Source organism: Paraburkholderia sp. PGU19 (assembly GCF_013426915.1).
GTDB lineage: Bacteria > Pseudomonadota > Gammaproteobacteria > Burkholderiales > Burkholderiaceae > Paraburkholderia.
Genome location: NZ_AP023181.1, coordinates 1,060,642 through 1,077,274, shown reverse-complemented (window position 1 = coordinate 1,077,274; position 16,633 = coordinate 1,060,642). Strand labels below are relative to the sequence as shown.

Here is a 16,633-nt window from a genome sequence, read left to right as displayed (position 1 = left end):
TGGAGAAGACGATGTCCGAAGTGTCATTCAAAACTCATGGCGAATTGATCCGCAGCCGTCAGTCCGGTCACGGCATGCCCGGCGAGTTGTTCGGCCGTCAGGACGTGTTCGAGACGGACGTCGAGGTCTTCTTTCACAAGCACTGGATTCTCGTCGGCGTGACGGCGGATGTTCCCGAACCGGGCGACGTTTCCGTCGTCGATATCGGCAAGGCGTCGATCATGATCGTGCGGGATGACGATGAAAACGTCCGCACCTACCGGAACGTCTGCCGCCATCGCGGCGCGCGTCTGAAGGAGGCGGGAAAGTCGACGGTGGGCATGCTGGTCTGTCCTTACCACCAGTGGACCTATGACCTCGATGGCAGCCTGCGCCACGCCTCGCACATGGGCAAGGACTTCGATGCCACTTGCCGCAGCCTGATCCCGGTGCATACGAAAATCGTCGGTACGCATATCTTCGTGTGCCTCGCCGCGGAACCGCCCGAAGACATCGCGAAACTCGAAGAAACCATGGTGCCGCGTTTCGCGCCGTATGACCTGCGGAATACGAAGATTGCTTTCGAGCAGGAGATCATCGAAGAAGGTAACTGGAAACTCGTGATGGAAAACAACCGCGAGTGTTATCACTGTGCGGCCACGCATCCCGAACTGACGGCTTCGTTTCTTCCCGAAGATTTCGGCTTTTGCCCGGACAATCTGAACGAAGAATCGCTGCGCGCGCTGGACGAATACAGGTCGCGCAATGCGGCATGTCAGGCAAGCTGGGAGCGCGACGGTTTTATCAGTGCCGCCGTCGAGCGGCTCGACGAGGACGCCGTCACGCAGTTCAGAACGCAGCAACTGGTCATTGCGGGCAACGGCGAATCGCAAACGCTCAGCACCAAAGTGGCGAGCACCCGGCTGTTAGGCAATCTGCAGCGCCGCGACCTCGGCGATATGCACCTCTGGACGCACAACTCGTGGACCCATGTGATGAGCGACCATGCGGTGATCAGCTACATCATTCCGCTGGCGCCGGACAAGACGCTGGTGCGGTCGAAATGGCTCGTCCATGCCGATGCAGTGGAAGGCGTCGATTACAAGGTGTCGGACCTCACGGAAGTGTGGATCGCGACCAACACGCAAGACAAACACCTCGTCGAAATCACGCATGAAGGCACGCAGGACCCGGCCTACACGCCGGGCATGTTCTCGCCGTTCACCGAAACCTACGTGGACCAGTTCTCGCGCTGGTATGCAGCGCGTTTGAGCGCGCACGGCATCTGAGCAAGGTCACAGTGATGAATTCTGTCGAAAGGGTATTCGACCCGGCGCCCGATGCAGCGGACCGGTTCACTGATGCCAGCACGTGGGAGTCCGGCGGCAGGCTCTGGCCGAGCAACGAGCGGCGAGTGCTGACGTGCTGCCGCGTGGTGGACGAAACGCATGATGTGAAAAGTTTCGAGTTCCGCGCGGGCGATGGCTTGCCCGTGCGCTTCGAGCCGGGGCAATTCCTGACGGTGTCGGCGAATGTGAAGGGGCAATCCGTCGAGCGGTGCTACACAATCTCGTCGCCGCCGACGCGTCCCTGGCTGCTGTCCATCACGGTCAAGCGGGTGCCGGGCGGCGTCATGTCCAACTGGCTTCACGACAACATGAGGCCGGGAAATCAGTTGCAGGCGTACGGGCCGTCGGGCACCTTCACGCCGACGGGTACTGGCGTGACGAAGTCGCTGTATCTGTCGGCGGGTTCGGGCGTAACGCCGTTGATGTCGATGACGCGCGCCAGCATCGACCTTGGCCTCGACCGCGATATCGCGTTCGTGCACAGCGCGAGAACGCCCGCCGATATCGTCTTTCGCAACGAGTTGCGCAGGCTCGCGAAGCTGTCGCCGCGTCTTCGGCTGTTCTTCGTATGCGAAGGTGTCGGCGATGAGACCGACTGGACGGGAGAGACAGGCAGGCTCAGTCTCGCGCTTCTTGCAAAGTGGATTCCCGACTATGCGGAACGCGAGGTATTCACTTGCGGACCGGCAGGCTATATGGGCGCGGTGAGAGAGATTCTTCGCGAAGGCGATCACGATCCGGCGCGCTACCACCAGGAAAGTTTCGACATCGCGGCCGATATCGTCGTGCAGGTGCCGGCGCCGCGTTCGTCCGAGAGCGCTGTGAGTCAGGAAACGTACACCGTCAGGCTGTCACGCTCGGCGAGGTCGTTCACGATGACCGCGACGGAAACGGTGCTCGCCGCAGCGAAAAAGGCGGGCGTGCCGATTCCATCGTCGTGCAGCCAGGGCGTATGCGGAACCTGCAAGACGAAGCTCCTTGAAGGTTCGGTCGATATGCAACACAACGGCGGGATTCGTGACCGTGAAGTCGTCAAGGGCTTCAGGCTTCTATGTTGCAGCCGTCCGACGTCCGATCTGGTGCTGGAGCTTTGACACACGTTTGGAGCGAGCGCATGGCTGAATGCGAGGTCATCGACGCGGCTGTCGATTCGACGAGAAGGGATAGCACGCTGCACGATGTCAGGGCGTACCGCCTGGCGCGCGTGCAGGAGCAGCTGAGAAAGGCCAACTGTCCCGCCATATTGCTCTATGATCCGGTGAATATCCGCTACGCCACGGATACGTCGAACATGCAGATATGGACGGGACGCAACCCGTCGCGGTATGTGATGGTATTCGCTGATGGCCGCGTCATCGGTTGGGAGTTTCATAGCTGTGAGCATGTGTGGAAAGGGCTGAACCTGAACGTCGAGTTGCGTCATGCGATCAGTTGGACGTTCTTCAACGCCGGGCACGACGCCGAGCGCCGCGCGAAGACATGGAGTGCGGAAATCGTCGATGTGTTGAGCACACATGCGCCGAACGAATCGCGTCTTGCGGTCGATCGGCTCGATCCATTCGGTGCGGCTTGCCTTGCCGAAAGCGGCGTGACGCTGCTGGACGGGCAGGCGATGATGGAGCTGGCGCGAAGCATCAAGTCGCCGGATGAACGGGTGCTGATGCGCGAGTCGATACGTGCGTGCGAGAAGGGCATCGAGCGCATGCATCGCGAGCTTCGGCCGGGCATCACCGAGCAGGATCTTTGGGCGCATCTTCACTACGAAAATATCCGCCACGGAGGCGAGTGGATTGAAACGCGCCTTCTGTCTTCGGGCGACCGGACCAATCCGTGGATGCAGGAATGTTCTGCGCGCGTTCTGCAGCATGGGGAATTGCTGGCCTTCGACACCGACATGGTCGGGCCGAATGGCTACTGCGCGGATATCTCCCGGACGTGGACAGTCGGCCATACTCGACCGACAGACGAGCAGCGCAGGCTCTATGAAACAGCCTATTCGCAGGTTCATTTCAACATGGGTCTGCTGCGTGCGGGGATGACATTCCGCGAGTTCTCGGAGAAAGCATGGAAAATTCCAGATGCGTATCTGAAGAACCGATATAGCTGCATTGCGCATGGTATTGGCATGGTGGACGAATATCCGTCCATTGCGCATCAGGTCGATTGGGAAAGCGGTGGCTACGACGGCCAGTTCGAAGCAGGCATGACGCTCTGCGTCGAGAGTTATATCGGCGCGGATGGCGGCAGCGAGGGCGTGAAACTCGAACAGCAAGTCGTGCTCACGGATCACGGTTGCGAGCCACTCACATCATGCGGCTTTGAGACGGACTGGCTGTAGACTCGTTGCGACCCGGCTTTCGATGGAAGGAGGGTTGCGGCGGCGAGAGGCGGGAAGGCGCTTGTCTGCACGATTGCGCGAATGACGATATGTTTAAGCTGCGGAAGCATGAATGTGTTGCTTAATAGCGGACGGTTTCCCCGGAAATTCTCTTGACGAATCCGGATATCTTTCCACGCGTTGCGTGAGGCGCAGCGATCCGTGGCGATCGCGCTTGTACGAAGATTCGGTCGGTCAATCGGTGCTGGCGCTGCTCGCTAATCAGGGGCACAAGCCGCCGCAGCCCTGAGCCAGCACGCGACCGCTATCCCGTCCACTCGATCCGACCGTCTGTTTCCCGCTGTAGCGTGCCTGTTTGCATTTGCCCCTTGGGTTGGCCAATCGTGAGGAGCCGGACATGAGCAATGGACAGAGAACGGTCGACATGAAACTGGAAGTCGTTGTCATTCCCGTGGCGGACGTCGACCGCGCGAAGCAGTTTTACACGCAGTTGGGTTGGAGGCTCGACGTCGATCTCGCGAAAGGCGATCAGTTTCGGGTCGTGCATTTCACGCCGCCAGGCTCGCATTGTTCGATCCTGTTTGGCAACGGCGTGACGACGGAAGAGCCCGGTTCTGTGCAGGGACTTCACCTCATCGTGTCGGACGTGGAGGCGGCGCGCGCGGAACTCGTGGAGCGGGGCGTCGAGGTGAGCGAGGTTTTTCACGACATCGGCGGCGTATTCCATCACGCTGGTGAAGAAGGGCGTTTGGGCGGCCCGCATCCGTCGCGCGCGACCTATGGTTCGTTCGCTTCGTTCAGCGACCCCGACGGAAATGGCTGGGTTTTCCAGGAAGTGACGACGCGACTCCCCGGCCGGGTGGAGGCGGGCGACACGACATTCGGTTCGTCGAAGGAACTTGCGGGTGCGCTTCGCCGTGCTGCCGCCGCGCATGGCGAACATGAGAAAAAGACCGGTCAGCATGATGAGAACTGGGCTGACTGGTATGCCGAGTTCATGGTCCGGGAGCAGGTCGGGTAGGAGGTGCTGCGCAGCGTTTGGGTCTTTTGCTCTTGGGCTGGCATCCGCGATTCGTCAGCGTGCGTCAAGCGTCGCCCCTGTGCGGGGCGGCACCTACTTTTCTTTGCCGCCGCAAAGAAAAGTAGGCAAAAGAAAGCGGCTAACACCGCCAGTTCTAGTTCCTGCCTGAGGGCCCCCAAAGGTTCCTACGCTTCACACGGCAATCACGTTATTCATGCTTGTTGCCAACGCTCTGATTTGACGCATCACCCGCTCCACGCGCCCGCGTCACCACATGCCGCGCCAGATAATCCACTGCCGCCCAGGTGGCAAACTGTGTGTAGGCCGTAGCACTGCACACGCCTCACTTCGGTCCGATAGCGCAGGCGTTCCACCCTGTAAGAGCACCAGGCTATACGCCGCGACAACCTACACACAGTTTGCCACCTGGGCGGCGCAAACCATTCGCTGTCGCGAGCCCTTGTGCGGGTGTTTGAAGTGGGTGAGGCGGTCATTCAGCGCGTTGGCAACACGCGCTAACAAGGACGTTGCCGTGTGAGGCGTAAGACCGGTTGGGGGCCCTCAGGCAAGAAGAAATGTTGGCGGTGTTAGCCGCTTTCTTTTGCCTACTTTTCTTTGCGGCGGCAAAGAAAAGTAGGTGCCGCCCCGCACAGGGGCGACGCGTGCAGCAAGCTAACAAACCGCGGATGCCAGCGCAAACACAAGCAAACCAAACCAAACCAAACCAAACCGCTTGCGCAGCAACCACCGCATCACGAATTCCAGCACTCAACTCGCAGGCAAGTACTGCAAGCGTATCGCGCCAGGACCGGCGCTCACCGGCTCAAGACCGCTTCTCCATCTTCACGATGGTCAACATACCATTGACGCTTTCGATCCGAACCTTGACCTTATCGCCCTCGTGCACCTGCTTGACCATCGCAGCGTCCTTGGCCTTGAATGCCATCGTCATCGCCGGCATGCCGACGTTTTCCAGCGCACCGTGCTTCAGCGTCACCATGCCAGTCTCCGCATCCACCTTCTTGACCTCCGCATCGGTGAGTGCGGCCTTTGTCGAGGCGGACGGCGCGGACATATTCATGCCAGCCATATCGTCACCGGCAAAGGCCGGAGCAACCAAGACAGCTGCAAGCACAGCAGACGCAACAATCAGTTTTTTCATCGAATTTCTCCAGTTTCGGTACAAGGCACGCTCGTGCCAGAAGGGACTACTTCGGGGAACCGCTCATGACTCACATGTCTCGCGCGACGGCGCTGCAACAGATACCAGGCTGCGGGAATAACGAACATCGACAGCAGCGGTGCAGTGACCATGCCGCCCACCATCGGCGCAGCAATGCGCTGCATCACCTCCGACCCGGCACCATGTCCAATCATGATGGGGATGAGACCCGCAAGCACCACCGCGACCGTCATCGCTTTGGGCCGGACACGTAGCACCGCGCCTTCGCGAATCGCATCGAGTAGCAAAGCTTCAGTGAACGGTTCGCCATCTTCCAGCCGGCGGTTAAGCGCGCCTTTCAGGTACAGCAGCATCACGACACCGAATTCGGCCGCGACGCCCGCGAGAGCAATGAAGCCGACCGACGTGGCAACCGATACCGCATGCCCCAGCACCCAGATAAGCCAAAACCCGCCGACCAGCGCAAACGGCACCGTCGACATCAACAGCAACGCATCGGCCGCCGAGTTGAAAGTCAGGAACAGCAGCACGAAGATGACGACGAGCGTCACCGGAATGACCGTGCGCAACTTCGCCGCCGCGCGCTCCAGGTACTCGAACTGACCCGACCACGCAATCGAATACCCCGGCGGCAACACAACCTTTTCCGCGACGGCGCGTTGCATCGCCTTCACGGCCGACTGCAGATCCGTATCGCGAATGTCGACATAGACAAAGCCGGAAAGCCGCGCATTCTCACTGCGAATCGACGGCGGGCCGTCGGCAATGGCGATATGCGCCACATCGCCGAGCTGGATCTGCGCGCCCCGGTCCGTGACAACGGGCAGTTGCCGCAACTTCTCAAGCGAGTCCCGGACTTCGCGCGGATAGCGGATGTTGATGGGAAAGCGCTCACGGCCGTCAATCACCTCGCCGACGTTTTCTCCACCCACCGCCGACGAGACGACCGACTGGATGTCCGCCACCGAAAGGCCATACCGCGCAGCCGCAAGCCGGTCGATATCGACGTCGATGTACCGGCCGCCATTCAGCCGCTCGGCGAGCGCAGAAGTCACGCCCGGCACATTCTTCACCGCCGCTTCGACCTGCGCCGCGACGCGGTCGATCTGCGTCAGGTCGGGGCCCGAAATCTTGACGCCGACAGGCGTCTTGATGCCCGTCGACAGCATGTCGATCCGGTTGCGGATAGGCGGAACCCATACATTCGACAGACCCGGCACCTTCACCGTCCGGTCCAGTTCATCGACCAGCTTCTCCGGCGTCATGCCGGGGCGCCACTCGCTACGGGGCTTGAACTGAATCGTCGTTTCGAACATCTCGAGACCCGGCGCAGGGTCCGTGGCGGTGTCGGCGCGTCCCGATTTGCCGAACACGGTCGCCACCTCCGGCACGGTCTTGATGAGCCGGTCGGTCTGCTGCAGCAGTTCACTCGCTTTCTCGGTCGAAATGCTTGGCAGCGCGGTCGGCATGTACAGCAGGTCGCCTTCGTCGAGTGGCGGCAGGAACTCTCCGCCAAGACGTGAAACCGGCACGATGGTCGCAGCCAGTGCGACCACGGCGACACCGATCGCAAGCCATGGGCGTCGAAGCGTTGCCTCGAGCAGCGGTCTGTACAGTCGAATCAGTACGCGGTTGATGGGGTTGGCATTTTCATGCGGAATGCGGCCTCGTATGAGATAGCCCATCAGCACAGGCACGAGCGTCACGGAGAGGCCGGCTGCGGCCGCAATCGTGTACGTCTTCGTGTACGCCAGCGGCGAGACGAGCTTGCCTTCCTGTCCTTCCAGCGAAAACACGGGAATAAAGGACAGCGTGATGATGAGCAGCGAGAAGAACAGCGCGGGCCCGACCTCGGCAGCGGATGTCGCAATCAGTTCCCAGCGCTGCGCGGCGGTTATCGACGTGTCCGGATGCGCGTGCTCGAACGCCTCCAGGTGTTTGTGCGCGTTCTCTATCATCACAATGGCCGCGTCGATCATCGCGCCAATAGCAATCGCAATGCCGCCAAGCGACATCAGGTTCGCATTGATGCCCTGATAGCGCATGACGATGAACGCGGCCAGCACACCGAGTGGCAGCGACAGGATGGCCACGAACGCGCTGCGCAGATGAAACAGGAAGACCGCGCAGACCAGCGCGACGACAATGAACTCCTCGATGAGCTTGTCCTTGAGGTTGTCCACCGCGCGGTCGATGAGTTGCGAGCGGTCGTAAGTCGTGACAACCTCGACGCCAGGCGGCAGCGAACGCTTCAGGTCAGCGAGCTTTGCTTTCACCGCCTCGATGGTCGTCAACGCGTTCTTGCCCGAACGCATGACGATGACGCCGCCCGCGACCTCGCCCTGCCCATTCAGTTCGGCGATGCCACGGCGCGTCTCGGGTCCAATCTGGATGCGCGCCACGTCGCCGAGCAGCACGGGCGTCCCCGCATCGTTGGTGCGCAGCACGACGTGGCGGAAGTCATCCAGTGAATGAAGGTAGCCTGAAGAGCGCACCACATATTCGGACTCGGCGAGTTCGACGACGGAGCCACCTGATTCCTGGTTGGCCTTGCGCAGCGAGTCGGCCACCATCGTTTGCGTGATGCCGTATGCGCGCAGCTTGTCAGGATCGAGCACCACCTGGTACTGGCGCACCATGCCGCCTATCGACGCCACTTCGGACACGTCCGGCACCGACTTCAGTTCGAACTTCAGGAACCAGTCGTTCAGCGCGCGCAGTTGCCCGAGGTCATGCCTCGCGGTCCGGTCGACGAGGGCATACTCGTACACCCAGCCCACGCCGGTTGCATCCGGGCCAAGCGAAACGGTTGCCCCCGGCGGCAAACGGCTTTGCACCTGGTTCAGATACTCGAGCACGCGCGAGCGTGCCCAATACTGGTCCGTCTTGTCGTCGAACAGCACGTAGACGAACGCATCGCCGAACGCCGAATAGGCGCGGATGGCTTTTGCACCGGGCACGCCGAGCAATGTCGTGGTGAGCGGGTAGGTCACCTGATCCTCGATGACCTGCGGCGCCTTGCCCGGGTACGAGGCCTTGATGATGACCTGCGTATCGGACAGGTCGGGCAGCGCATCGAGCGGCGTCTGGGTCACCGAATAGGTGCCCCACGCCGTCACGAGCACCGTCGCGAGCAGAACCAGGAACCGGTTGTGAATGGACCAGCGAATGAGGCGCGCAATCATTGGGCACCTCCGGCGGGTTCGACCTTCTCCAACTGGTAACCATCACCGGACTGGCTGAAGACGAAATGCACCGTCTGGCCTGCCTTGACATCCGGAAATGCAGTGGGTGCCGGCTTGCTGAAAGACATCGTCATTGCCGGCCAGTTCAGAGCCGGAACTGGCTGATGCGAAAATGTGATGTCTTGCGGCGTGACCTTTTCGACCTTGCCGGTAGTCTCGTACGTTTGCGCCGCCGCCGAAGCGGATGCCGGCGCTGAAACGCCCGGACTCACCCCCGCGCCGCCTTCCAGCCGTGGCAGGACCGATTTCAGGCTGGCTTCCGAATCAATCAGGAACTGGCCGGAGGCGACGACCTGTTCGCCGTCGCTCAATCCGCTCAGCACCTCGGTTTCGCTGCCGACGTCGTTGCCAACCGTGACCGCAACGGGCTGCAGGCGGCCATCCTTGTTTCTCGCGATGACGACAGAACGCTTGCCCGTCGTGATGACTGCCTCGGACGGAACGAGCAGACGCGAGACGCTCTTCTGTCCGCCGACGCGCACGCGCATCAACATGCCGGGCGTGAGCTTCAGCGCGGTATTGTCGATTTCGAGGCGTGCCTGCAGCGTGCGGCTGCTGGCGCTAATGCCCGGTAGGATTTCGCGGATCTGTCCGTTGAAGTGTTGCGCAGGGTCGCCGGAAAACGTGGCATCGACGCTCATGCCGGGTTGAACGCTCAACGCAAGTGACTCCGGAATTTCAACGATGAGCCACAGCTTCGAGAGACCGGCGACCTTGGCAAGCGTCTGGCCAGGCGTCACCTGTGCGCCGTCTCGCACGTTCAGTTCGCTCACCACGCCGGTTTCTGGCGACGACAGAACGACATGTGTCTGAACCTTTCCAGTCCGGTCGAGGGCGGCGACGACGCCGTCCGGAATCGACAGCGCACGCATGCGCGCGCGCGACGCTTCCAGCAGGCTCATGTCCATGCCGCCGCGCCTGAGCGACAGATATTCTTCCTGCGGGGCGAGCCAGTCGGGCACGAACAGGGACGCTATCGGCGCTCCCTTGCGTATTCGCTGCATAGGCGCACTGGCGTACAAATGGTCGATGTATCCCGTGACGCGTGACTGCACGACGTCCGCCTGGGACTCGTCGAACTGGGTGGTGCCGACGGCGTCGAAACCCTCCGACGTCTCCTGGCGGCGAGCGGTCGCGTAGCGGATGCCCAGATTCTGCTGGAGGCCCGGGTCGATGCGGATGCCCGTCGAGCCGCCTCCTTCGTCCGCGTAGACGGGTTCCAGTTGCATCTCCATGAAGGGAGACTTGCCCGGCTTGTCGAAGTGCTGGGCCGGGACCATCGGGTCGTGCCAATACAGCACCTTGCGACCTGTCTTCGGGTCGACCTTGTCGCCGCGCGTGGTGGTGGTGGCAACAGCACCCGCTCCATCTGATGCCGGACGATGCGTGCCCGCGACATAGCCGGCACCGAGCAGGGCCGCCGCGGCAAACGCCATCAGGGCCACGCGTGTCAGTTGTTTCTTTTGCATGTTGTTCTCCTTACTGACTCACGGACATCGACGCCGGCACGACCTGGTATTCGAGCTGTGCCCAGGTTTGCGACACCTCGCGCTGCAGGTCCAGCACCTGAAGTTCCGCCTCGAGTTGCGCACGCCGGGCAGCAAAGGTATCGGCGAGCGAGCCGGTGCCTGCCCGGTACGCGGCAGCCGCAAGTTGCACGCGCTGGCCGGCAGCCGGAAGCAGGGAGTTGGACAGACTGGCAATGCGTTCGCGGCCGCTAGCGAGGGTGGCGGACTGTGCGCGGATGTCCGCTTCCACCTGACGTTGGGCGTCTTCGTACATCAGCCGCGCGCGGGTGGCGAGTTCCGCCTTCTCGCTAGCATCCCGGTCCTGGCGATTCTTGCGATTGATGGGCAGCGGAATGCTGACGCCAACCGACACCATGTTCGAATACGCGCCACCCCGTTGCTGGTAGGCGACCTCCCACGTCCAGTTGGGGCTACGGTTGCTGTTCGCGACGGCGGTATCGGCATCGGCGACCGCGATGTCCCGCGAGGCCGCGACGAGCACTGGCTGCACCTCACGGAGTTCTTCCGGCGGCAGCGATGACACATAGGACTGCGGCGCCGGCGGTTCGCCCGTCACGTCGGGAACGGGCGTTGCCGTCCAGCGGGACAGGCCGATGAGCGCGGTCTGCAATGTCTGCTGTGCCTTGAGCAACTGGTCCTGCGTCTGCGCGAGCATCGCCTGGGCCTGGGTTACATCGGCGGCGGTCGCTTTTGCTCCACGATAAGACGCTTTCGTCGCATCCAGTTCGTGGGTCATATGGTCGACGAGCTGCCGTTGCAGCGAAACGCCCTTCTTCGCGTAGACCGCGCTGAGCCACGCTATGGCCGTTTGCTGGCGGGTATTCGCAAGTTGGCCAAGGTAGCCAGCCCGTTCGCGGTCCACCAGATCGTTCGCCAGTTCGGACCGGAGCCGGCGCTTGTCACCCGACACCCATTCCTGCTCGATGCCGATACGGCGCATCGTCATGAAGTCCTGGCCGATTGTGTATTTCTGCTGCCCGGTCACCGGCAGATTGTCGACACCGGCCTTGAGCGTCGGGTCGGGCAACTGACCGGCCCGGACGGCCGCTTCCGAACTGGCGCGCACGGAGGCCTGTGCGGCCCCCATCGCGGCGGAGTGGTCCGTAGCGGCCTGAAGCGCCGCATCGAGCGTGACGGGTGTTTCCTGAGCGTACGCAGCGACGCTCGTGAGAATCAGCGCGGCAAAAAGTGAACGCGCGCGCAGTGGCGCACGCCGGCATGACGGCGTGCCAATGGTCAAAGGCATGGTCTAACCCCAACGGCGGATTCCCATAGGGAATCCACGTCCTGGACGCAGGACGACATCGCCGCTAATGCGGCGAACCTGTCAGCAAGGGATTAGATGGTGCGAGGAGGTCGCCAGAGACCGCCCGGTTCACGGACGATGAGCGACTGCGCGTAGTGGAAAACGACGGGGCTGGACGGTCCCGCAGGGCGGGTGACTTCGACGCGCGAGGCCGGGTGATACAGGCTGCCAAGCTGGCATTGCGCGGTTGCCTTGCAGAAGAACCCTTTGGCTTTTCCTGGCTGAGACGATTGTATCATCTCGCAGCCGGGCATGTCCGACACCATCGCACTGCCTTCGTCGGAACTCATGCTCATCTGCATTGGACATTCACCCGTCAAGCCGCTCGCTGCCAGCCCACTGATGGGCAGCACAGCGCAAAGCAGCAGAAGGAGCAATGTCCGGAGAAATTTCATGGCTGGGATTATAGCCGAGGTCGCGCTGGAAATTGCGTGCGCTGCACGACGGTATAACCGTGTGACGGGGCGTTGCCGATCTCATAGCATTGTCGGAATCCACGCTCGCCGATATCTGGCAAAACACCGGGCGCGCGCAAGGTCTGAAAGCGATTTTCCCTTACCGCGAATGTGCTGCGGCTGTCCGGTCTCGGACATCAGCATCATGACGCGGATGCCAGCGAAAAAAACCATCACGAACCTGAGGCCAAGCCCATCCAGCTCACATGCGCGCTCACCACTCGCCAGCCTTCGGGCATCTTCACCCACGTCTGACTTTGCCTGCCGACTCGTGGCTCGTTATCGCGCCGAAACTCGATATTGGCGACGGCGAACGCGTCGCCATATGTCGTAACGACGCGCGCCGTCACTGTACGCTCAAGTCCCTTGCCGGGCCGTGAAGCACGAAACTCACGAATCGCGTCGTATCCGTACAGATTTTCCGTCGCGCCATACCGCAGCGTATGCGGCGAATCGAAGAAGAGCGCATCGAGCACAGCGACGTCATTGCTCACGAGCGCCTGTTCGTAAGCATCGAATGCTGCGTTGATTTCAGCGAGCACATCGGGCCGATTGATCTCGATCATCACTGTGCTCCCGCATCGAACGCCGGTGGAGGACAATACGCGACCTCCGCAGCTTCGAGACGCCGCGCCGCTTCGAACGCCAGTTCCTCACGCCACGGCGGCGCGATCAACTGAACGCCGATCGGCAAGCCATCGCGCGTACGCATCGGCGCGACGACGACAGGCAGCCCAAGACAGGAAACCGGCTGCGTTAACAAACCGAGATTGGGCCGCACAGCAAGCCGCTCACCGTTGACGTCCATGAACTCATCGCCAATGTGCGGTGCGACGACAGGCGTAGCCGGTGCAATCAGCACATCGTAGTGCGAGAACAGTTCCAGCACGCGGCGCCGCAATGCAGCCCGCACGCGCTGCGCCTGCACGATCCACGCAGCGGGCAGCAACGCACCCGCAATCAGCCGATCACGCGACAAAGGCTCACGCTCGTCATAGCGCGCGTGCAGATTTGCCATATGCAGTTGACCGCCCTCGGCAGCCGTAATCAGAAACGCCGCGCCGCGCGCCGCATCGGCATCGGGATATTCAACTGTATGCGTCGCCGACAACGCTTCAGCGGCGACGTGCGAGGCTTCACGCGCGTCGTCATTCGCGTGTTCGTCGAAATAGCCGCCAAGCCGCGCCACGCGCAACACACCCGGCCTCGCATTCGCGGATTCGAAGCCACGCTGCGCGCATGAGGGATCGAACGGATCGGTGCATTGCAACGCGTCGTAGACGGCAGCGAGATCGTCCACGTTTCGCGCGAAAGCGCCCATATGATCGAGGCTCGCGACGAACGGCCAGGTGCCATGCCGCGACAGGCGTCCATAAGTCGGCTTCACGCCGAACACGCCGCACAGCGAAGCAGGCACGCGCACGGAGCCGTTGGTATCGGTGCCGAGCGTAATGGGCACGAAGCCCGCCGCGACGGCCGCCGCGCTGCCGCCCGACGATCCGCCCGCCGTGCGCGTCAAATCGTGCGGATTGCGGCACGGTCCCGCGTGATGGTTCTCGGTCGTGAATCCATAGGCAAACTCGTCCATGTTGAGCGCGCCGACCATGATTGCGCCTTGCTCGCAAAGGCGTCGTACGAGCGTTGCATCCGCCGTAGCGGGTGACATGTCGGCGAGTACGCGAGAGCCCGCTACCGTCGTGACGCCCGCTATATCGAACAGATTCTTCGCCGCAAACGGAACGCCCGCGAGCGGCGGCAATGTCTCACCGCTCGCGCGGCGTGCGTCGAGTGCATCGGCTTCGGCGAGCGCGCGTTCGCGCGTGATGGCCGTGAACGCGTTGATCTGCGTGTCGTGTGCGTCGATCCGCGCGAGCGTTGCTTCTATCAATTCACGGGCGCTGAATGCGCCATCGGCATACGCGCGCGCGATAGACAGCGCACTGCCGGAAACGCTGCTGAATGTCGTCATGGGCGATACACCGTCGCGGGTTCGTCGTTCGTGTCGACGGGATAGGCCAGCACGGGCGCTGCAAGCTGCGCAACGCGGGCGAATTGCGCTTTCACGCGCGCGGCGGCTTCGGGGGGAAGCGCCGGGAAGTGCAGCGCGAGCGCGGCGTCGACATAAGTGTCGAGGGTGGTATCGAGCGGAGTTGACATGGGTGTCAGGTTCACAGAAGAGTGGGGAACAGTTGGCGCGCCCGTGCAATCAACGCACGATCGCTGCCGCGCGGGCCGATGATCGACAGCGCGAGCGGTCGCTCGCTTTCATTCGCGACGGGCACGGTGACTTGCGGCAAGCCGCCGAATGCGGCAATCGCATTCATGGTCAGCGCGTCGCGATAGAACGCATCGGTGCGTTCGGGTGTTTCGTGCTTGTTCAGCAACGAGCGCGGCGTGGTCGGCAGCACGATCAGCGCGTCGCCTACGATGCCGTCGATGCGTCGCGCGAACGTCTCGCGCATGACGCGGCACCGTTCGACTTCGTCGGCATCGTGTGTTTTGAGGCGCTCGAAGCGTGCGGCGATATCCGCGCCGAAGCGCGGCTGGGTCGCATCGATCCACGCACCCAGCGACGCGCCGATCGCATCGTCCTGCAACTGCTGATACACATGCAGCCAGCGCTCGCGGTCATCCGCGATGACTTCGATCTCGTCGTGCGTAGCGGACAATTCGCGCAAGCGCTGCGCGTCGCCAGGTTCGTTCGATGCGCGTGCATCGAATGCTTCCTTGCAGCGCACGAGGGCCGAGGGCGTATCGACGGCAGTCACGCCGTCCAGCAACACGTCGGCGACGCGGGCGAGCATCGCGCCCGTGGGCGCAAACCAGCCAACCGTATCGAAGCACGGCGCAAACGGCAGGACGCCTTCCAGCGACACCGCATCGTGTGTCGGACGAATCCCCCACAATCCGCAGAACGCGGCAGGCACGCGCACCGAGCCGCCCGTATCGGTGCCGAGCGCGAAGTCCACTTCGCCGCTCGCCACGGCGGACGCCGATCCGCTCGACGATCCGCCCGGCAGTGCAAACGGCCAGCGCGGATTGAGCGGCGTGCCGTAGTGAGCGTTCACGCCTTCCAGACTGTAGGCGAGTTCATCAGTAATCGTTTTGCCGTCCACGGATGCGCCCGCGTCGAGCAATCTGGCGACGCAAGGCGCATGGCGCGCGGCGGGACTGTGGGTTGCCAGCCAATCGGGATTGCCGCCGCCCGTCGTCGTGCTCGCCACGTCGATCAGATCCTTGACCGCGAAGCGCAAGCCATCAAGGGAACCGTGTGCGTTCGCGCTGACCTGGACGCGTGGGCCTGGGATGAACGCGCTCATGCTGCGGCCTCCTTTAGCGCGGCAGCGAATTGCAGCGAATCCGCGACAAAGCCAAAGCACTTCTTCACATTCCAGATGCTGGCCTCTGTGCAGAACGCAGGCGACGACGTCGCGCAGCAATCGGTCAGCATCACGCAGCCGTAGCCGAGAAAGTTCGCGTCGGTGAGCGTGTGCAGCACGCACTGATCGGTGTTGACGCCCGCGAAGAACACCGTGCGCGTGCCGAGGTTGCGCAGGATGCTGTCGAGCGGCGTGTCCCAGAAGCCGCTGATCCGGTACTTGTCCACGCAGATATCCTGCCGCTCGATCTTCAGTTCGTCGACCACGGCGGCAGCCCACGAATCTTTCTCCAGCACGCGCGCGCCATGCTCCGGCAACGGCTCGCCGAGACCGATGCCCGTCCCCTTCGGCTTGTACAGATGGATCTGATTGGGCGGCATGTTCGCGAGATCCGGCCGGTTGCCCCAGTTCACCCAGATGACGGGAACGCCGCTATCGCGCACCACGGGCAGCAGGCGCTGCAGTGGTGCAATCGGCGCGCGGTCCGCACTGTAATCGCCCCCAATGTGGTCCACCCACCCGCCTTTGGTGCAGAAGTCGTTCTGCATGTCGATGATCACGAGGGCCGATTTTTCGATATCGAAGCGCACGTTTTGCGGCTCGGAATCGAGGGTGGCGATGCGCGGCGCAGGCGTCGGCGCGGCCATGTCGACGAGCGTTCCGGTGGCCGTCCAGCGCGTCTGCGCGAAAGCGCCGAGCGTGCCGCCAGGCATTGCCAGGTCTGGGTTCGAGTTGTCGTTCACGGGGTTCTCCAGAGCGTTGAGCGTGTGATGTCCGAGGGTTCCTGAAACGGCGATCTGCACGTCGCCCGTGTCGCCTGCGGAAGCGGAAACGCGGGAGCATTCCGG

14 protein-coding genes and 1 pseudogene are annotated in these 16,633 nt (G+C 62.4%); 5 read left to right on the top strand and 10 right to left on the bottom strand.

The window, feature by feature from the left end; all coding sequences use genetic code 11:
* Positions 1–11: 11 nt before the first annotated feature.
* The 4 genes from H1204_RS34680 to H1204_RS34665 all read left to right on the top strand — a co-directional run bounded on the left by H1204_RS34680 (position 12) and on the right by H1204_RS34665 (position 4,687).
* On the top strand, positions 12–1,268 hold the full coding sequence (locus tag H1204_RS34680) for an aromatic ring-hydroxylating dioxygenase subunit alpha (RefSeq protein WP_180735005.1): 1,257 nt from the start codon (positions 12–14) through the stop codon (positions 1,266–1,268).
* 14 nt (positions 1,269–1,282) lie between these two features.
* Positions 1,283–2,422, top strand: coding sequence for a hybrid-cluster NAD(P)-dependent oxidoreductase (locus H1204_RS34675; protein WP_180735004.1), 1,140 nt, complete (start codon positions 1,283–1,285; stop codon positions 2,420–2,422).
* A gap of 20 nt (positions 2,423–2,442) precedes the next feature.
* Entirely contained in the window at positions 2,443–3,666 is a 1,224-nt protein-coding gene (locus H1204_RS34670; RefSeq protein WP_180735003.1) for a Xaa-Pro peptidase family protein, read from the top strand.
* Positions 3,667–4,063: 397 nt separating this feature from the next.
* On the top strand, positions 4,064–4,687 hold the full coding sequence (locus H1204_RS34665) for a VOC family protein (RefSeq protein ID WP_180735002.1): 624 nt from the start codon (positions 4,064–4,066) through the stop codon (positions 4,685–4,687).
* 823 nt (positions 4,688–5,510) lie between these two features.
* On the opposite strand, the gene H1204_RS34660 is transcribed toward H1204_RS34665, so the two are convergent.
* The 5 genes from H1204_RS34660 to H1204_RS34640 all read right to left on the bottom strand — a co-directional run bounded on the left by H1204_RS34660 (position 5,511) and on the right by H1204_RS34640 (position 12,345).
* Positions 5,511–5,849 (bottom strand): copper-binding protein, encoded by a 339-nt coding sequence (locus H1204_RS34660; protein WP_180735001.1) that lies wholly within the window; start codon positions 5,847–5,849, stop codon positions 5,511–5,513.
* Complete coding sequence (locus H1204_RS34655) at positions 5,846–9,055, bottom strand: efflux RND transporter permease subunit (protein WP_180735000.1); 3,210 nt, start codon at positions 9,053–9,055, stop codon at positions 5,846–5,848. Before H1204_RS34655 ends, H1204_RS34660 begins: the two co-directional genes overlap by 4 nt.
* The gene (locus tag H1204_RS34650; protein ID WP_180734999.1) at positions 9,052–10,584 is read right to left on the bottom strand and encodes an efflux RND transporter periplasmic adaptor subunit; all 1,533 of its coding nucleotides are present in this window, start codon (positions 10,582–10,584) and stop codon (positions 9,052–9,054) included. The genes H1204_RS34655 and H1204_RS34650 overlap by 4 nt, the downstream gene beginning before the upstream one ends.
* A 10-nt stretch (positions 10,585–10,594) precedes the next feature.
* Complete coding sequence (locus tag H1204_RS34645) at positions 10,595–11,890, bottom strand: TolC family protein (protein ID WP_180734998.1); 1,296 nt, start codon at positions 11,888–11,890, stop codon at positions 10,595–10,597.
* Between the two features lie 92 nt (positions 11,891–11,982).
* Entirely contained in the window at positions 11,983–12,345 is a 363-nt protein-coding gene (locus H1204_RS34640) for a hypothetical protein (protein WP_180734997.1), read from the bottom strand.
* Between the two features lie 16 nt (positions 12,346–12,361).
* Between H1204_RS34640 and H1204_RS53015 the strand changes: the two are divergent.
* Positions 12,362–12,660 (top strand): annotated as a pseudogene (locus H1204_RS53015) (hypothetical protein); the annotation flags it as partial.
* Here the strand turns inward: H1204_RS53015 and hpxZ are convergent.
* The 5 genes from hpxZ to H1204_RS34615 are packed head-to-tail and all read right to left on the bottom strand — an operon-like array spanning position 12,579 to position 16,528.
* Complete coding sequence (gene hpxZ / locus H1204_RS34635) at positions 12,579–12,971, bottom strand: oxalurate catabolism protein HpxZ (protein WP_180734996.1); 393 nt, start codon at positions 12,969–12,971, stop codon at positions 12,579–12,581. The pseudogene H1204_RS53015 and the gene hpxZ overlap by 82 nt on opposite strands.
* Entirely contained in the window at positions 12,971–14,374 is a 1,404-nt protein-coding gene (locus tag H1204_RS34630; RefSeq protein ID WP_180734995.1) for an AtzE family amidohydrolase, read from the bottom strand. The genes hpxZ and H1204_RS34630 overlap by 1 nt, the downstream gene beginning before the upstream one ends.
* A complete protein-coding gene (locus H1204_RS34625) occupies positions 14,371–14,562 on the bottom strand; it encodes a DUF4089 domain-containing protein (RefSeq protein ID WP_180734994.1) in 192 nt (63 codons plus the stop codon). The genes H1204_RS34630 and H1204_RS34625 overlap by 4 nt, the downstream gene beginning before the upstream one ends.
* A gap of 11 nt (positions 14,563–14,573) precedes the next feature.
* Entirely contained in the window at positions 14,574–15,725 is a 1,152-nt protein-coding gene (locus H1204_RS34620; protein WP_180734993.1) for an amidase, read from the bottom strand.
* Positions 15,722–16,528: a cysteine hydrolase gene (locus H1204_RS34615; RefSeq protein ID WP_243468958.1), complete on the bottom strand. Its 807-nt coding sequence runs from the start codon at positions 16,526–16,528 to the stop codon at positions 15,722–15,724. The genes H1204_RS34620 and H1204_RS34615 overlap by 4 nt, the downstream gene beginning before the upstream one ends.
* Between the last annotated feature and the right edge of the window lie 105 nt (positions 16,529–16,633).